The following is a 16873-nucleotide window of genomic DNA, read 5'->3' on the forward strand; positions in this document are numbered from 1 at the left end:
CTGCGCGGAGATGTAACGGGGCTCAAGCCAGTTACCGAAGCTGCGGATGCACAGTTTACTGTGCGTGGTAGGAGAGCGTTCTGTAAGCCTGTGAAGGTGCGTTGAGAAGCGTGCTGGAGGTATCAGAAGTGCGAATGCTGACATGAGTAGCGTTAAAGCGGGTGAAAAGCCCGCTCGCCGTAAGCGCAAGGTTTCCTACGCAACGTTCATCGGCGTAGGGTGAGTCGGCCCCTAAGGCGAGGCAGAGATGCGTAGCTGATGGGAAACAGGTCAATATTCCTGTACCGATTGCAAGTGCGATGTGGGGACGAATCTTAATAGGTGATCCGGGTGTTGGAAGTCCCGGTTTAGACAGAAGTAGGCGAGCAGTAGGCAAATCCGCTGCTCATATACCGAGGCTGTCGATCGAGCGAACAAGTTCGCGAAGTCACTGAACGGGGTTCCAGGAAAAGCCACTAAGCTTCAGCTTGCAACGACCGTACCGCAAACCGACACTGGTGCGCGAGATGAGTATTCTAAGGCGCTTGAGAGAACTCTGGAGAAGGAACTCGGCAAATTGACACCGTAACTTCGGGAGAAGGTGTGCCCAAGTAGTGTGATGAGAACATCTGAGCATGAACGGGTTGCAAAAAATTGGTGGCTGCGACTGTTTATTAAAAACACAGCACTCTGCAAACACGAAAGTGGACGTATAGGGTGTGACGCCTGCCCGGTGCTGGAAGATTAATTGATGGGGTGCAAGCTCTTGATCGAAGTCCCAGTAAACGGCGGCCGTAACTATAACGGTCCTAAGGTAGCGAAATTCCTTGTCGGGTAAGTTCCGACCTGCACGAATGGCGTAACGATGGCCACACTGTCTCCTCCAGAGACTCAGCGAAGTTGAAATGTTTGTGATGATGCAATCTCCCCGCGGAAAGACGGAAAGACCCCATGAACCTTTACTGTAGCTTTGTATTGGACTTTGAACGGATCTGTGTAGGATAGGTGGGAGGCTTTGAAGGCAGGATGCTAGTTCTGCTGGAGCCGACGTTGAAATACCACCCTGGTGCGTTTGAGGTTCTAACCTAGGTCCCTGAATCGGGACTGGGGACAGTGCATGGTAGGCAGTTTGACTGGGGCGGTCTCCTCCCAAAGTGTAACGGAGGAGTTCGAAGGTACGCTAGTTACGGTCGGACATCGTGACGATAGTGCAATGGCATAAGCGTGCTTAACTGCGAGACTGACAAGTCGAGCAGATGCGAAAGCAGGACATAGTGATCCGGTGGTTCTGTATGGAAGGGCCATCGCTCAACGGATAAAAGGTACTCTGGGGATAACAGGCTGATACCGCCCAAGAGTTCATATCGACGGCGGTGTTTGGCACCTCGATGTCGGCTCATCTCATCCTGGGGCTGTAGTCGGTCCCAAGGGTATGGCTGTTCGCCATTTAAAGAGGTACGTGAGCTGGGTTTAAAACGTCGTGAGACAGTTTGGTCCCTATCTTCCGTGGGCGCTGCAGATTTGAGGAAGCCTGCTCCTAGTACGAGAGGACCGGAGTGGACACACCTCTGGTGTACCTGTTGTCACGCCAGTGGCATCGCAGGGTAGCTAAGTGTGGAAGAGATAACCGCTGAAAGCATCTAAGCGGGAAACTCGTTTCAAGATGAGATCTGCCGGGGGCTTGACCCCCCTGAAGAGTCGTTCTAGACCAGGACGTTGATAGGCTGGATGTGGAAGTGCAGCAATGCATTAAGCTGACCAGTACTAATTGCTCGTGCGGCTTGACCCTATAACTTTGGCAAGAAGCCAAGGATGTTATGCCAGGCGCAATCAAGATAAAGAAGCTGATGAAGACTCTATGAATTCGCCGTGTTGCGCAAGCAGCTCGGCAACCCGTTAAAGCCTGATGACCATAGCGAGTTGGAACCACTCCTTCCCATCCCGAACAGGACAGTGAAACGACTCCGCGCCGATGATAGTGCGGATTCCCGTGTGAAAGTAGGTCATCGTCAGGCTACTTACAAGCCGAAGAAAGCGCTCCCTCTCTGGGAGCGCTTTTTTTTTGGTCTATGACCCGTCCTGCCATAGGTTGACACTTTTCTTCATCAGGAAAGGAAAGAGTCATGGAAACAAGGGTCAAGCGCACACAGCGCGATTACACGCTAGCCTTCAAGTTGGCCGTCGTGGAACAAGTGGAAAAAGGCGAACTGACGTACAGGCAGGCGCAGGCCAGATATGGCATTCAAGGACGTTCAACGGTGTTGACGTGGCTGCGCCGCCATGGTCGCCAGAATTGGGACTCCATGGCATCATTGAACCGCCCCGGGTTTCGAGGAGGCTGGTTGGTTTAAGTGGACACCTCTGCCAAGGTGTTGCTGTCGGCAAGTTGCCTCCAGTAGTTTGCCTCAGCTTCTGCCGGCGGGATACCCCCGATCGGCGTGAGCAGTCGGACGTGGTTGAACCAGTGCACCCATTGCAGGGTCGCCAGTTCCACGGCTTCCCTGGTCTTCCAGGGGCCCCGGCGATGAATCAGTTCGGCCTTGTATAGCCCGTTGATGGTCTCGGCCAGCGCGTTGTCGTAGCTGTCGCCTTTGCTTCCCACTGATGGCTGGATACCTGCCAGGCCCAGCCGCTCGGTGTAACGGATGCTGACGTACTGGCTGCCCCTGTCGCTGTGGTGCGTCAAGGCATGCGCTGCTGGCTGGCGCTCATACAGGGCCTGTTCCAGCGCATCGAGCACAAAGTCCGTGTGCATGCTGCGGCTGACACGCCAGCCCACGATGCGCCGGGCGTACACATCCACCACGAAGGCCACGTACAGCCAGCCCTGCCAGGTGCTGACGTACGTGAAGTCCGACACCCACAGCTCGTTGGGCCGGCTGGCCTTAAACAGCCGGTTGACATGGTCCAGCGGGCACGGCACTGATGTGTCCGGCGTGGTGGTGCGCATCGTCTTGCCTCTGCGTGCCCCTTGCAAGCCCATGGTACGCATCAGCCGCTCGACTGTGCACCGCGCCACCCGGATGCCCTCGCGGTTCATCTGCAGCCAGACCTTGTCGGCGCCATAGACCTGCCAGTTGGCATGCCACACGCGCTGGATGTCGGCTTTCAAATGGTCGTCATGCTGGGCACGTGCGCTGCGCAGTTGCGGGTTGCGTTGCCGGGCCGCATGGCGCCAGTAACACGACGGGGCCATCTGCAGCACCCGGCAGATGGGCTCGACCCCGTAGTCATCGCGGTGGCGGTCGATATAGGCCTTCACTTCCTGAGCTGGCGGTCGAGCTCCGCCTGCGCGAAAAACGCACTGGCAGTTTTGAGGATCTCATTGGCACGGCGCAGCTCCTTGACTTCGCGCTCCAGTTCCTTGATGCGTCGCGCATCCGAGGTCGTGGTACCCGCACGCAGGCCAGCGTCGATCTCGGCTCTCTTGACCCAATCGTGCAGGGTTTGCGGCACACAGCCAATCTTCGGCGCAATCGATTCGATAGCTGCCCACAACGAAGGGTACTCGGCTCGATGCTCCTGCACCATGCGCACAGCGCGCTCGCGCACTTCCGGGGAAAACTTGTTGGACTTGTTCATGGCTCCATCTTCTCAAGAGTTGGGGCCTCCTCCAAACCCGGGGCGGTTCATCATCCGCGATCATGCCGATCGACAAATTCTCCACCCAACTTACCCCAGAGCAGCAAATCAAGGCACTGCAAGTGCAGTTGGCCCAGGCACAGGAGAAGGCCAGGCTGTTTGAAGCGGTGCTCGATGTCCTTAAGAAGGATTACGGCGTGCGTGTCGTAAAAAAGCCTTCGGGCAAGTCCTTGAGCAAGGGCTCGTTGGAGTTGACCCGGTTCCGTGGACACATCATTCTTTGTGTTCAAGGAGTCGCAGATGTCCAAAGTACGACCGCCGTACCCGGCGGAATTCCGTCGGCAGATGGTCGAGCTGGTTCGAGCCGGCCGCTCACCCACACAGCTCTCGCGTGAGTTCGGTGTCACTGCCCAGTCCATCACCAACTGGGTCGGTCAGGCCGCCATCGACGAGGGCAAGCCCTTACCTGGCAAAGAAGGCCTGACCACCGCCGAGCGAGAAGAATTGGTGCGGCTGCGCCGCCAGTTGCGTCAGGTCCAGATGGAGCGCGACATCCTGGCAAAGGCTACGGCCTGGTTCGCCGGTCGCAGCGATGCGACATCCACGAAGTCTTCGGACTCGTGATGGCGAACCAGGCCGACCTTCCTGTGCGCGCCATGTGCCGCGTGCTCGGTGTCTCCGCCAGCGGCTTCTATGCCTGGCGAGAGCGTGCTCCATCCCAGCGCAGCATCGCCAACGCGGTGATGACCGAGCGCATCCGCCAGATTCACCAGGACTCCTACGAGTCCTACGGAATGCCCCGGGTGCGGGCCGAGCTCATCGAGCAAGGTGTGAGCATCAGCCGCCAGCGCGTGGCCCGGCTCATGCGGCAAGCCGGTATCCACGGCATCAGCAAGCGCCGAGGCTTCACCGTCACCACCCGTCGCGACAAACGTCAGGCCCCAGCTGGTGACCTGGTCAACCGGCGTTTCCGCGCCACTGGCCCGAACCAGCTGTGGGTGGCGGACATGACCTACGTGCCAACGTGGATGGGGTTTCTCTATTTGGCCGTGGTCATCGATGTCTGGAGCCGACGTGTGGTGGGCTGGGCCATGGGAGAACGCATGACCGCAGACCTTGTTCTCGAGGCCTTGAACATGGCCCTTGAGCAGCGCAAACCCAAGAGCGTCATCCACCACTCGGACCAAGGCAGCCAGTACACCAGCCTGGCCTTTGGCGAGCGCTGCCGGCAGATGCAGGTGCGACCTTCGATGGGGACCGTGGACGATGCGTACGACAACGCAATGGCCGAGAGCTTCTTTGCCAGCCTAGAGGGCGAACTCATCGAGCGCAGCACCTTCCAGAGCAAGGCGCAGGCCCGCATGGCGGTCTTCACCTGGATTGAAGGCTGGTACAACCCCCGGCGCCGCCACAGTGGCCTGGGCTACCTCTCACCCCTGAACTTTGAAAGGAGCAACGAAGCCCTGTTTGATGTTGTCGAGGATGCCCATGTGCATGCCGAGACAACTGGAGTTCCCCCCATTTGACGGACACTTTCACTGAGAAGAAAGGAGCCCCCATGGGAAAAACCAAGCCCCCGTACCCCGAGGCATTCAAACAGCAGATCGTCGAGCTGTTTCATTCCGGTCGCAGCCAATCCGAGCTGGCACGTGAGTTCGATGTGTCAGCGGTGAGCATTGCCAACTGGGTTGCACGCGCTGCAGCCGATGCTGGCAAGCCGTTATCCGGCAAGGATGTGTTGACAACGTCCGAGCGCGAGGAACTCGTCCGCTTGCGCCGGGAGGTCAAGCGTCTTCAAACGGAGCGCGACATCCTGGCAAAGGCTACGGCCTGGTTTGCCGGACAAAGCGAGAAGACGTCCACGCCGTCTACGCGCTGATGCAGGCGAACCAGGCCGATCTCCCAATACGCACCATGGCCCGGGTGTTGGGTGTGTCCAGCAGTGGTTACCACGACTGGCTAAATCGCCGACCCAGTGCACGCGATCAGGCCAATGCCGAGCTGCTGCTGCGCATCAAAGCCATCCATCAGATGAGCGATACCACCTACGGCGTGCCGCGCATGGTCGCGCAACTGGCGCGCGATGGGGTGATCGTCAACAAGAAGCGCGTCGAACGCCTGATGCGTCAGGCGAGTCTGAAGGGTGTCAGCCGCCGGCGCGGCTGGTGCGTGACAACGCGCCGTGATCGAGAGGCTGGGCTGGCCAGCGATCTGGTCAATCGCCGCTTTGCGGCGGATGCTCCTAACCAACTTTGGGTGGCAGACATGACCTACCTGCCTACCTGGAGCGGGTTTGCCTATCTGGCGGTAGTCATCGACGTATACAGCCGCAAAGTAGTGGGTTGGGCCTTTGGCACGCGCATGACGGCCGATCTGGTGGTGCAGGCGTTGGAGATGGCCGCCTTCACGCGCAAGCCCCAGGGCGTCATCCACCACTCCGATCAGGGCAGCCAATACACCAGCACGGTGTTTGGCAAGCGTTGCGAGGAAATGGGCGTGCGCCCAAGCATGGGATCGGTGGGGGATGCTTACGACAACGCCATGGCCGAGAGTTTCTTTGCCAGCCTGGAATGCGAACTGGTCAACCGAAGAAGCTGGAAAAGCCAGACCGAGGCCAGGCATGCCGTGTTTACCTGGATAGAGGGCTGGTACAACCCACATCGGTTGCACAGCGCACTGGGCTACCTTGCTCCCAACGAATTCGAGCAAATCAATGCACAATCCGGGCAGTCCCCGGTAGAAAATACCACCGTTACCGCGCTGAATTCTTCAGCGCTCAACCGTCCGTGAGATAGGGGGAACTCCAAACACCCGAAACGGTTTGAGTATCAAACCAGTACCCGTCCACCGAAGTGGGTCAACTCCAACTCCAACTCCAACTCCAACTCCAACTCCAACTCCAACTCCAACTCCAACTCCAACTCCAACTCCAACTCCACTCGTACTCGTACTCGTACTCGATCAGCTGGTGCTGGCTGTCCAGAAACAACACGCAAAGCAAAAATCGGCACATAGATTGCTCCATGTGCCGATGCTGATCGATTCGCCGTAGCTGCTTACCAGGAGAGGTAGGGACTCAGCAAGTCCCGGCTGATGCCGGGTTCGCGCGGGATGCACTCTTGTACAGCGTAACGCGGAGCAGTGCCATCCTGCCGATAGCTGCCTGGCATGTCACCCGGGTGCAGCATGCGGTAGTAAGCGGTAGTGGATTTTTCGAATTCCTCGTAGGCTTGGTCTGCTTCCAGCAGACACCACTGACGATAGCCATGGGCGTGAACAAGTCTGCTGACCAGCAACTCCACAATCGTGCGCAGCGTAGCGGGGCAGCGCCAGCCACGTTGGCAGGTCAGCTGTTCAGGGATGATCGTGACTTTCAGGATGCCATCGCCGCAAGCCTCGAAAATCAGCAGGGCATTGATACGATAGAAAGCGTAGGCTTGCTGCGCATGATGTCACGTGTATGAAGTTCCGCTCGACCTCGTTCAACCAGGCGGGCCAGCATGCGTGGCAGGGTCAGTTCGAGGGTGGCAATATGTTGCTCGCAAATCGAGTCTTGAGTGGGAACTTTCACGGTGTGCTTTCAAGTTCAGCAGGAGGGGCATGTCTGCAAGACAGACATGAGTTAAAAACCTTTAGTTCCTAATGCATTTCAAATTAGCTCTAAAGGAAGCGAAGTATACAGCCGAATTTCCTTGGTTGTATGCGGTATTAATTCACATGTAACCATCATGCGACATCTATGTTGATGCATCTTCCTTGCCGTCCTGGAAATTTAAGTGAAAGATAAAGCGAGATAGCAACTGTTCGATGCAGCTCGGTGAGACTTGCGTGCATCTGCCGCGTGAACTGGCGATCATGGTGATCCAGCATTTTTTGACAGGCTGTTGATCTGGATCAAAAAATCGATAGACATAGGGGGAAACCCCATTGGCGAATCCAAATTAGCTATGAATGTCGGGTGTTGCCGCTGTACAAGGTAAGGTAAAGTCATGATTTACCAAAAGGAATAGCGATGAGAGGGATGGCCCAAGGCTCCCGCAGAGGTGAGGTTCCGCAGGATCCGGAGCAGCGCAGGGACTGGATAACCCTGAAGCGATTGTTGCCATATCTGTGGCGATACCGTTGGCGCGTGCTGATCGCGCTGGCGTTGATGGTCCTGGCCAAGCTGGCGAATATTGGCGTCCCCCTGTTGCTGAAGGAGTTGGTGGATGCCATGCAGGTCAAGCCAGGTGATCCGGCGATGGTGCTGGTGGTGCCGCTAGGCCTGATTGCCGCATACGGATTGTTGCGTTTTTGTACCTCGCTGTTCACGGAGCTGCGTGAACTGGTGTTTGCCAAGGCGACCGAAGGGGCGGCGCGCAGCATCGCGCTGGAGACTTTTGCGCATCTGCATAGTCTGAGTCTGCGCTTCCACCTGGAGCGGCAGACTGGCGGCATGACACGCGATATCGAACGTGGGACGCGTGCCGTGCATGCGCTGATTTCATTTTCGTTGTACAGCATCTTGCCAACGTTGATCGAGGTCAGCATCGTGCTGGGCATTCTGGCGTACAAGTTCGACATGGGCTTTGTCTGGGTCACGCTGGTCGCCCTGGTTGCCTACATCGTGTTCAGCGTCAGCGTGACCGAGTGGCGCACCCGGTTCCGGCGCGAGATGAACCGGCTGGATTCGGCGGCGCATACGCAGGCCATCGATGCCTTGCTGAATTACGAGACGGTCAAGTATTTCAACAACGAGGCGCATGAGACGCATCGTTATGCGCAGCAACTCGAGGCGTACCGACAGGCCGCGCTCAAGAGCCAGCGCTCGCTCAGCCTGTTGAACGCCGGTCAGCAGCTGATTATTGCCACAGCGCTGGTCGTGATGATGTGGATGGCGACGCAAGGAGTCGTCGACCAGCGCCTGACGCTGGGTGATCTGGTGATGGTGAACGCCTTCATGATCCAGCTGTACATTCCGCTCAACTTCCTCGGCGTGCTGTACCGCGAGATCAAGCAAAGCCTGACCGATCTGGACAAGATGTTCACATTGATAGATACGCCGCGAGAGGTGCAGGACAAGCCGGACGCAGCGGAGCTGCAGCTGCACCACGGCTTGCCTGAGGTCCGCTTTGAGCAGGTGGATTTCCATTACGATGCTGCACGACCGATTCTGAGGAGTCTGGACTTCGTGATTCCGGCCGGCAAGACGGTGGCCGTGGTAGGCGCATCCGGTGCCGGAAAATCAACGCTGGCACGCCTGCTGTATCGTTTCTATGATGTGCAAGCGGGGCGTATCACGCTGGATGGTCAAGATGTACGCGAGCTGACGCAAGACAGCGTGCGCCGGGCGATCGGCATCGTGCCGCAGGATACGGTGCTGTTCAACGATACCGTGGCCTACAACATTGGCTATGGTCGACCCGATGCGAGTCAGGACGAGATCGTGGCGGCAGCAAGGGCGGCGAAAATCCACGATTTCATCGTGTCCACGCCAGATGGTTACCAGACCATGGTTGGAGAGCGTGGCCTGAAGTTGTCGGGAGGCGAAAAACAGCGTGTGGCGATTGCGCGGGCACTGCTGAAGAATCCTCCGATCATGGTGCTGGACGAGGCGACTTCGGCGCTGGATTCAGCGACGGAGCGTGCGATCCAGGCCGAATTGCGTCAGGTAGCGGATAACAAGACTACGCTGGTGATTGCGCATCGGCTGTCTACCGTGGTGGATGCCCATGAGATCCTGGTGATGGAGCAAGGGCGCATCGTGGAGCGTGGCGACCATGCCAGCTTGTTGCAGCAGCAGGGACGCTATGCGGAAATGTGGAATTTGCAACAATCTCAGGCCGAATCAGGGCCAAATACAGGTAATTCAGTAGTTGGTCAGGAAAAAACAGGCCCCGGATTTCCGTAGAATGAAAATGCGTCCGATCGTGCGGACTGAACGAATCTAGGAGATACATTTATGCGCAAAAGTCTGATTGCCGCTGCCTGCGCAGCTGCTGCACTGACCCTGGTGGCCTGTGGCCAGAAGGATGCCCCGTCCAACGCCGCTTCTGGTGCTGCCAGCGGTGCTGCGGCATCTGCCGCTGCCGTGGATACCCTGAACAAGATCAAGAGTTCGGGTGTCGTGAACCTGGGCGTGCGTGAGTCTTCCGGTCTGGGTTACACGCTGGGCAACGGCAAGTATGTCGGTTTCCATACCGAGATGGCCGAGCGCATCGTGGATGACCTGAAGAAGGATCTGGGCGTCAGCGACCTGAAGATCAACTACCAGCCGATCACCTCGCAGAACCGCATCCCGCTGCTGCAGAACGGCACCATTGACTTCGAGTGCGGCTCCACCACCAACAACCTGGCACGCCAGAAGGATGTGGACTTCGCCGTGACCACTTACGTGGAAGAGGTGCGCGTGGCCGTGAACGCCAAGTCCGGCCTGAAGTCGATTGCCGACCTGAAGGGCAAGACCATCGTGACCACGACTGGTACCACTTCCGTGCAGACGCTGCGCAAGCACAGCCGTGCCGACGGCCTGGACTTCAAGGAAGTGATGGGCAAGGACCACGCCGACAGCTTCCTGATCCTGGAATCCGGCCGCGCCGATGCCTTCGTGATGGACGGTTCCATCCTGGCTGCCAACATCGCCAAGTCCAAGAATCCGAAGGATTTCGTGTTCCTGGACGAAGTGCTGAACGTGGAGCCGATTGCCTGCATGCTGCCCAAAGGCGACACCAAGTTCAAGGAAGCCGTGGATAACAGCATCAAGCGCCAGATTTCCGATGGTTCCCTGGCGAAGCTGTATGACAAGTGGTTCATGCAGCCGATCCCGCCGGCCAACGTGACCCTGAACCTGCCGCTGCCGGAAAGCACCAAGCAGGCCTGGGCCAACCCCAACGACAAGCCGATGGAAGACTACGCCAAGTAATACCGCGATCATCCGCGCCCGCTGGTGCGGATGATGGGTTTTCCTGGTCTGGGGCGACAATGGTATGCGGGTTGCAATGGGACTCGTGTAGCATGACGCCCCAGTCTGTTTGAAGCCGTCGGGCGGGCGAAAGGGAGGACTGGCACTGTCAGCGCAGAAGGCGGGCAGCGCCAGTAACAGCAACAAGGAGAGCGCGTATGAATGGCCTGGATTGGTCGGTGTTCTGCAAGGACATCGTGACCGGCGACAGCATCGTCGGGTGTCTGGGGAGCGGGCGGGATGTCAGCTACCTGGACTGGATGATTTCCGCCTGGGGATGGACGGTATCGGTAGCGCTGGTGGCACTGGTGATTGCGCTGGTGGTGGGTTCCATCATTGGCGTGATGCGCACGCTGCCGAACAGCCCCTGGCTGGTGCGCATTGGCAATGCCTGGGTGGAACTGTTCCGCAACATTCCGCTGCTGGTGCAGATTTTCCTGTGGTACCACGTGGTGCCGGCGCTGATCCCGGCTGCCAAGAGCGTGCCGCCCTTCGTGCTGGTGGTGCTGGCGCTGGGCCTGTTTACCTCGGCGCGTATTGCCGAACAGGTGCGTTCCGGTATCCAGGCGCTGCCCAAGGGCCAGCGCTATGCTGGCCAGGCGCTGGGCTTTACCACGCCGCAGTACTACCGCTACGTGCTGCTGCCGATGGCCTACCGCATGATTATTCCGCCGCTGACCAGCGAGTCGATGAACATCTTCAAGAACTCCTCGGTGGCGTTTGCGGTATCGATCCCGGAGTTGACCCAGTTTGCCATGCAGGCGGGTGAAGAGACGGCGCGCCTGATCGAGGTCTACCTGGCGGTGACGGTGCTGTACATCTTCTCGGCGCTGGTGATCAACCGCATCATGGCCTATATCGAGAAGAAGGCGCGACTGCCTGGTTTTGTTGCCAGCGGCACGGCAGGAGGGCACTGATCATGAATCTGAGCTTTTCCTTCCTGGACGCCGAGTTTTTCGGCAATTACATCCTCAAGGGCCTGCAGTTCAGCATCGTGCTGACTATCGTGGCCACGATTGGTGGCATCCTGTTCGGCACCGTGCTGGCGCTGATGCGCCTGTCCGGCAAGAGGTGGCTGGAAGTGCCGGCAGCGATCTACGTCAACGGCATGCGCTCCATTCCGCTGGTGATGGTGATCCTGTGGTTCTTCCTGTTGGTGCCGATGATCATCGGGCGCTCGATTGGCGCGGAATACTCTGCCATCATCACCTTCGTGGCGTTCGAGGCGGCCTATTTCAGTGAAATCGTGCGCGCCGGCATCCAGTCGATTCCACGTGGCCAGGTGTTTGCCGGCCAGGCGCTGGGCATGAGCTATGGCCAGAACATGCGTCTGGTGATACTGCCGCAGGCCTTCCGCAACATGCTGCCGGTGTTCCTGACGCAGACCATCATCCTGTTCCAGGATACTTCGCTGGTGTATGCGATTGGTGCCTATGACCTGCTGAAAGGTTTCGAGACGGCGGGCAAGAACTACGGCCGCACCACCGAGACCTACCTGATGGCCGCGCTGGCCTATTTCGTGCTGTGCTACAGCCTGTCGTGGATCGCCAAGCGCGTCCACAAGAAGATTGCCATCATCCGTTGACATGGAGATCCCACAAATGTCTGAACACATGATTCAAATCCAGAACGTCTCCAAGTGGTACGGCCCGATCCAGGTACTGCAGGATTGCTCCGTCAACATCAACAAGGGCGACGTGGTCGTGGTCTGCGGTCCGTCCGGTTCCGGCAAGTCCACGCTGATCAAGACCGTGAACGCGCTGGAGCCGATCCAGAAAGGCGAGATCATCGTTAACGGCACCTCGCTGACCGATCCCAAGACCAATCTGCCCAAGCTGCGCAGCCAGGTCGGCATGGTGTTCCAGCACTTCGAGCTGTTTCCGCACCTGTCGGTGACGGACAACCTGACAATTGCCCAGATCAAGGTGCTGGGCCGCAAGGCCGACGAAGCCAAGGTGCGCGGCCTGAAGATGCTGGACCGCGTGGGCCTGATGGCACACAAGGACAAGTTCCCCGGCCAGCTTTCCGGCGGCCAGCAGCAGCGTGTGGCGATTGCGCGCGCGCTGAGCATGGATCCGGTGGTGATGCTGTTCGACGAGCCGACCTCGGCGCTGGACCCGGAAATGGTCGGTGAAGTGCTGGACGTGATGGTCAATCTGGCCAAGGAAGGCATGACCATGATGGTGGTGACGCACGAGATGGGCTTTGCCCGCAAGGTTGCCAACCGCGTGATCTTCATCGATGTCGGTGGCAAAATCCTGGAAGATTGCAGCAAGGAGGAATTCTTCGGCAATCCCGAGGCACGCCAGCCGCGTACCAAGGACTTCCTCAACAAGATCCTGCAACACTGATCCACCGAAGCAGACAAGGGGCCGGCAAGGCCCCTTGTCACGAGAACCATGACCACACGACTGACGATTACCCGCCCCGACGACTGGCACCTGCATGTGCGTGACGAAGACGCCATGCGCACCGTGGTGCCGCATACCGCTGCCCAGTTTGGCCGCGCCATCATCATGCCCAACCTGCGCCCGCCGGTCACCAGCACCGAGCAGGCGCTGGCGTACAAGCAGCGCATCCTGCAGGCCGTGCCGCCAGGCGTGGACTTCGAGCCGCTGATGACGCTGTACCTGACCGACAACACGCCGGCCGAGGAAATCGTGCGCGCGCGCGATGCCGGCGTGGTGGCCTGCAAGCTGTATCCGGCCGGTGCCACCACCAACAGCGATGCTGGCGTGACCGATGTGCGCAAGACCTATGCCACGCTGGAAGCGATGCAGCGACATGGCCTGCTGCTGCTGGTGCACGGCGAAGTGACCGACAGCGAGATCGACCTGTTCGATCGTGAGGCAGTGTTCATCGATCGCGTGATGCGTCCGCTACGCCAGGATTTCCCCGAGCTGAAAGTGGTGTTCGAGCACATCACCACGCGTGAAGCGGCCCAGTATGTGCAGGAGTCGGACCAGTACACGGCGGCTACCATCACGGCGCACCACCTGCTGTACAACCGCAATGCCATCTTTACTGGCGGCATCCGCCCGCATTACTACTGCCTGCCGGTACTCAAGCGCGAGCTGCACCGGGTGGCACTGGTGGAAGCGGCGACCAGCGGCTCCGGCAAGTTCTTCCTGGGCACCGACAGCGCGCCGCACGCCTCGCACCTGAAGGAGCATGCCAGCGGCTGCGCCGGCTGCTACACCGCCTATGCGGCGATGGAGCTGTATGCCGAGGCCTTCGAGCAGGCCGGTGCACTGGACCAGCTGGAAGGCTTTGCCAGCCTGCATGGCCCGGCCTTCTATGGCCTGCCGGTGAACCAGGGCACGCTGACACTGGAAAAGCAGGACTGGGAAGTGCCTGCCAGCTACAGCTACGGCGCTGGTGCTACCCTGACGCCGCTGCGTGCCGGCGAAACGCTGGGCTGGCGCGTAACGGCTTGAGCGCCGTGACGCCGGACTGGAATGCGCCGTGGCTGGTCAGTCACCAGCCATTGGCGCAGGCCGTCCATGCAGCCTGGCAGGCGCGGGGCGATCTGGCCGCTGCGCTCAACGGATTCCCGCAGCAGGCCGGCGTACGCTTTGTACCGCAGGCCGCACTGCCCGAAGGCGTGGCCTACGAACAGTTCATCTTTGACACGCTGCAGGTGCCGACGCGCGACAATCTGCACGATTATTTCAATGGCCTGATGTGGCTGCAGTTTCCGCGAGCCAAGCGTCGCCTCAACCTGTTGCAGGCGGGTGAGCTGGCGCGGCTGGGCGGCGTGGGTGCGCAACGCGGCCCGTTACGCGATGCACTGACACTGTTCGACGAAAACGTGGCGCTGTTCCGCGGTCCGGAGGTGCTGTGGCAGGCGCTGGCGCACAAGCGCTGGCAGGAGCTGTTCGTGCAAGAGCGTGCGTTGTGGGCAGCATGCGACATCCTGCTGTTTGGCCATGCGTTGCTGGAACAGCTGGTGCAGCCGTTCAAGAGCATCACGGCGCATGTCTACCGGGTGCCTGAACAGATGCCGGCGGTGGGATCGCCGGATTGGCAAGCGGCCTGGGACGATTGGCTGGCGCAGGATCTGGGCGAGTCGGCGCTGGTGCCCAAGCCGTATGTGCATTTGCCGGTGCTGGGCGTACCCGGCTGGTGGCAGGACAATAGCGATGCCGATTTCTACGACGATGTCACGGTATTCCGGCCGCTGAGGCGGCCACCTCCAGCAAAATTCACAAATTGATGATATTTTTCAGCTGGTAGCGATGGCAATTGGCCTGATGATCCTTATCTGAGAATCGCGCGCTCCTGCGGGGGCGCGACAGCAACCCGTGCAGCGTGCTGCACCCGTGACGAGAAAGAAAGACCATGAAACGCATTTTTCTGTTCCTGCTGACCAACGTGGCCGTGGTGGCGGTGCTCGGGCTGGTGACCAGCCTGCTCGGTATCAACCACTACCTGACGGCCCAGGGCATCAACTACACCAGCCTGCTGGTGTACGCCTTCGTGATCGGCTTTACCGGTGCCATCATCTCGCTGCTGATGAGCAAGACCATGGCCAAGACCAGCATGGGTCTGCACATGATCGACCAGCCGCGCAATGCCGATGAGGCCTGGATCGTCGATACCGTGCGCCGCCTGGCAGCCGAGGCCAAGATTGGCATGCCCGAAGTCGGTATCTATGACGGCGCGCCGAACGCCTTTGCCACGGGTGCCTTCAAGAACTCGGCACTGGTGGCGGTGTCTACCGGCCTGCTGCAGAGCATGACCAAGGAAGAGGTCGAAGGCGTGCTGGGCCACGAGGTGGCGCACGTGGCCAACGGCGACATGGTGACCATGGCGCTGATGCAAGGCGTGATGAACACCTTTGTCGTGTTCCTGAGCCGCGTGATCGGCTATGCCGTGGATGGTTTCCTGCGTCGCGGCAGCGATTCCAATTCCGGCCCGGGCGTCGGCTACTGGATCACCACCATGGTGCTGGATATCCTGCTGGGCTTCCTGGCGTCCATCATCGTGGCCTGGTACAGCCGCCAGCGTGAATTCCGTGCCGATGCCGATTCGGCGCGCCTGATGGGCAGCCGTCGCCCGATGGTGAATGCGCTCAAGCGCCTGCAGAGCCTGCAGGCGGGTGAGCTGCCGCAGGGCATGAAGGCCTTCGGTATTACCGGTGGACTGGGCAAGTTGTTCTCGACCCATCCGCCGCTGGAAGAGCGCGTGGCACGCCTGATGCAGCAGGGCTGATCGCCAGCTGTAGTGACCAACAACAAGGCCCGTCATCGGTGTGATGACGGGCCTTGTTGCATTGGGGAGGCTGTCGGAATCAGGCCGGCAGGAAACCCTCGATCGACAGGTAGCGTTCGCCGGTGTCGTAGTTGAAACCGAGCACGCGGGCGTTCGCCGGCAGTTCGGGCAGCTTGGCGGCAATGGCAGCCAGCGTGGCGCCGGTGCTGATGCCGACCAGCAGGCCTTCACGTGTGGCGGCATCGCGTGCGTATTGCATGGCGGTGGGGCCATCGACCTGCAGTGCGCCGTCGAGCAGGCCGGTGTCGAGGTTCTTCGGGATGAAGCCGGCGCCAATGCCCTGGATCGGGTGCGGGCCGGGCTGGCCACCGCTGATCACGGGCGACAGCGTGGGTTCGACGGCATAGACCTTGAGTTGCGGCCATTGCGCCTTGAGCACGCGCGCCACGCCGCTGATGTGACCGCCGGTACCGACACCGGTAATCACGGCATCCAGGCCTTCGGGGAAATCGGCGAGGATTTCACGCGCCGTGGCTTCGGCGTGGATTTCCGGGTTGGCCGGGTTGTCGAACTGCTGCGGAATCCAGGAACCGGGCGTCTGGGCGGCCAGTTCTTCAGCACGGGCGATGGCACCCTTCATGCCTTTTTCGCGCGGCGTCAGGTCAAACGTGGCGCCGTAGGCCAGCATCAGGCGGCGGCGCTCCACGCTCATGCTTTCCGGCATCACCAGGACCAGCTTGTAGCCCTTGACCGCAGCGACCATGGCCAGGCCGACGCCGGTGTTGCCGGAAGTGGGCTCGATGATGGTGGCGCCGGGCTGCAGCGCGCCGGACTTTTCCGCCGCCTCGATCATGGACAGGGCGATGCGGTCCTTGATGGAACCACCGGGGTTGAAGCGCTCGGCCTTGACCCAGACCTGCTGCTCACCGGGGAACAGGCGGCTGAAGTGGATGGACGGGGTGTTGCCGATGGTGTCGAGTACGGATTGGGCTTTCATGCAGTCTCCTGGCAGTTGTCAGTAGAAATCAGGGAAATGGATCGGACCATTGTGCAGGGAAAAAACATAGCTTTGGGTTATATCGATACCGCTCAATCAAATCGCGGACTTGGCGGAATCCCTGCGTACCATGTGGGTATTGCCGGGTGCACAATGGCAGC

At 59.6% G+C, this 16873-nt stretch carries 13 protein-coding genes, 2 rRNA genes, 2 pseudogenes and 1 other annotated feature (1 of these 18 running past the window's edge); of the genes and pseudogenes, 15 read left to right on the top strand and 2 right to left on the bottom strand.

The window, feature by feature from the left end; genetic code table 11:
• The 3 genes and pseudogenes from ACI3EV_RS01840 to ACI3EV_RS01850 all read left to right on the top strand — a co-directional run.
• A 23S ribosomal RNA gene (locus ACI3EV_RS01840) occupies positions 1-1768 on the top strand (it extends 1106 nt beyond the left edge of the window).
• Between the two features lie 113 nt (positions 1769-1881).
• Positions 1882-1994 (top strand): 5S ribosomal RNA (gene rrf / locus ACI3EV_RS01845).
• A gap of 108 nt (positions 1995-2102) precedes the next feature.
• Positions 2103-2276 (top strand): annotated as a pseudogene (locus ACI3EV_RS01850) (helix-turn-helix domain-containing protein); the annotation flags it as partial.
• Positions 2277-2326: 50 nt separating this feature from the next.
• On the opposite strand, the gene ACI3EV_RS01855 reads toward ACI3EV_RS01850, so the two are convergent.
• Positions 2327-3561, bottom strand: a protein-coding gene (locus tag ACI3EV_RS01855; protein WP_323030487.1) for an IS3 family transposase whose coding sequence is annotated in 2 segments (ribosomal slippage) — positions 2327-3273 and positions 3273-3561 — 1236 coding nt in all. Because the reading frame shifts where the segments join, the coding sequence is not laid out codon by codon here.
• Positions 3167-3283, bottom strand: a sequence feature (AL1L pseudoknot). It overlaps the preceding gene by 117 nt.
• 92 nt (positions 3562-3653) lie before the next feature.
• On the opposite strand from ACI3EV_RS01855, the pseudogene ACI3EV_RS01860 reads away from it, so the two are divergent.
• The 12 genes and pseudogenes from ACI3EV_RS01860 to htpX form a co-directional block, all read left to right on the top strand.
• Positions 3654-3776 (top strand): annotated as a pseudogene (locus ACI3EV_RS01860) (IS3 family transposase); the annotation flags it as partial.
• An 85-nt stretch (positions 3777-3861) separates the two neighbouring features.
• Positions 3862-5087 (top strand): IS3 family transposase gene (locus ACI3EV_RS01865; protein ID WP_337692080.1). Its coding sequence is split into 2 segments (ribosomal slippage): positions 3862-4129 and positions 4129-5087, totalling 1227 coding nucleotides; the frame shifts between segments, so codons are not numbered across the junction.
• Between the two features lie 32 nt (positions 5088-5119).
• A protein-coding gene (locus ACI3EV_RS01870) for an IS3 family transposase (RefSeq protein WP_405197982.1) occupies positions 5120-6351 on the top strand; the annotation gives its coding sequence in 2 pieces (ribosomal slippage) (positions 5120-5387 and positions 5387-6351; 1233 coding nt in all).
• 329 nt (positions 6352-6680) lie between these two features.
• Positions 6681-7025, top strand: a complete 345-nt coding sequence (locus ACI3EV_RS01875; protein ID WP_405198016.1) for a hypothetical protein — start codon at positions 6681-6683, stop codon at positions 7023-7025.
• Between the two features lie 548 nt (positions 7026-7573).
• Positions 7574-9451 (top strand): ABCB family ABC transporter ATP-binding protein/permease, encoded by a 1878-nt coding sequence (locus ACI3EV_RS01880; protein ID WP_405198017.1) that lies wholly within the window; start codon positions 7574-7576, stop codon positions 9449-9451.
• A 51-nt stretch (positions 9452-9502) separates the two neighbouring features.
• A complete protein-coding gene (locus ACI3EV_RS01885) occupies positions 9503-10462 on the top strand; it encodes an amino acid ABC transporter substrate-binding protein (protein ID WP_337692178.1) in 960 nt (319 codons plus the stop codon).
• Between the two features lie 197 nt (positions 10463-10659).
• Positions 10660-11418, top strand: coding sequence for an amino acid ABC transporter permease (locus ACI3EV_RS01890; RefSeq protein WP_337692177.1), 759 nt, complete (start codon positions 10660-10662; stop codon positions 11416-11418).
• A gap of 2 nt (positions 11419-11420) precedes the next feature.
• Positions 11421-12086 carry an amino acid ABC transporter permease gene (locus ACI3EV_RS01895; protein ID WP_329771941.1) on the top strand — a complete coding sequence of 222 codons (666 nt, stop codon included), beginning with the start codon at positions 11421-11423 and terminating at the stop codon, positions 12084-12086.
• A gap of 28 nt (positions 12087-12114) precedes the next feature.
• Positions 12115-12852, top strand: coding sequence for an amino acid ABC transporter ATP-binding protein (locus ACI3EV_RS01900; RefSeq protein ID WP_329771940.1), 738 nt, complete (start codon positions 12115-12117; stop codon positions 12850-12852).
• Positions 12853-12900: 48 nt separating this feature from the next.
• Positions 12901-13938: a dihydroorotase gene (gene pyrC / locus ACI3EV_RS01905; protein WP_337692176.1), complete on the top strand. Its 1038-nt coding sequence runs from the start codon at positions 12901-12903 to the stop codon at positions 13936-13938.
• Between the two features lie 5 nt (positions 13939-13943).
• Positions 13944-14717: a DUF3025 domain-containing protein gene (locus tag ACI3EV_RS01910; protein ID WP_329771949.1), complete on the top strand. Its 774-nt coding sequence runs from the start codon at positions 13944-13946 to the stop codon at positions 14715-14717.
• A 125-nt stretch (positions 14718-14842) separates the two neighbouring features.
• The gene (gene htpX / locus ACI3EV_RS01915) at positions 14843-15715 is read left to right on the top strand and encodes a protease HtpX (protein WP_337692175.1); all 873 of its coding nucleotides are present in this window, start codon (positions 14843-14845) and stop codon (positions 15713-15715) included.
• Positions 15716-15794: 79 nt separating this feature from the next.
• On the opposite strand, the gene cysK is transcribed toward htpX, so the two are convergent.
• Positions 15795-16712, bottom strand: a complete 918-nt coding sequence (gene cysK / locus ACI3EV_RS01920; protein WP_329771936.1) for a cysteine synthase A — start codon at positions 16710-16712, stop codon at positions 15795-15797.
• Positions 16713-16873: the final 161 nt, after the last annotated feature.

This window comes from Allobrachymonas wangyanguii (assembly GCF_045055315.1).
GTDB classification, from domain to species: domain Bacteria; phylum Pseudomonadota; class Gammaproteobacteria; order Burkholderiales; family Burkholderiaceae_C; genus Brachymonas; species Brachymonas wangyanguii.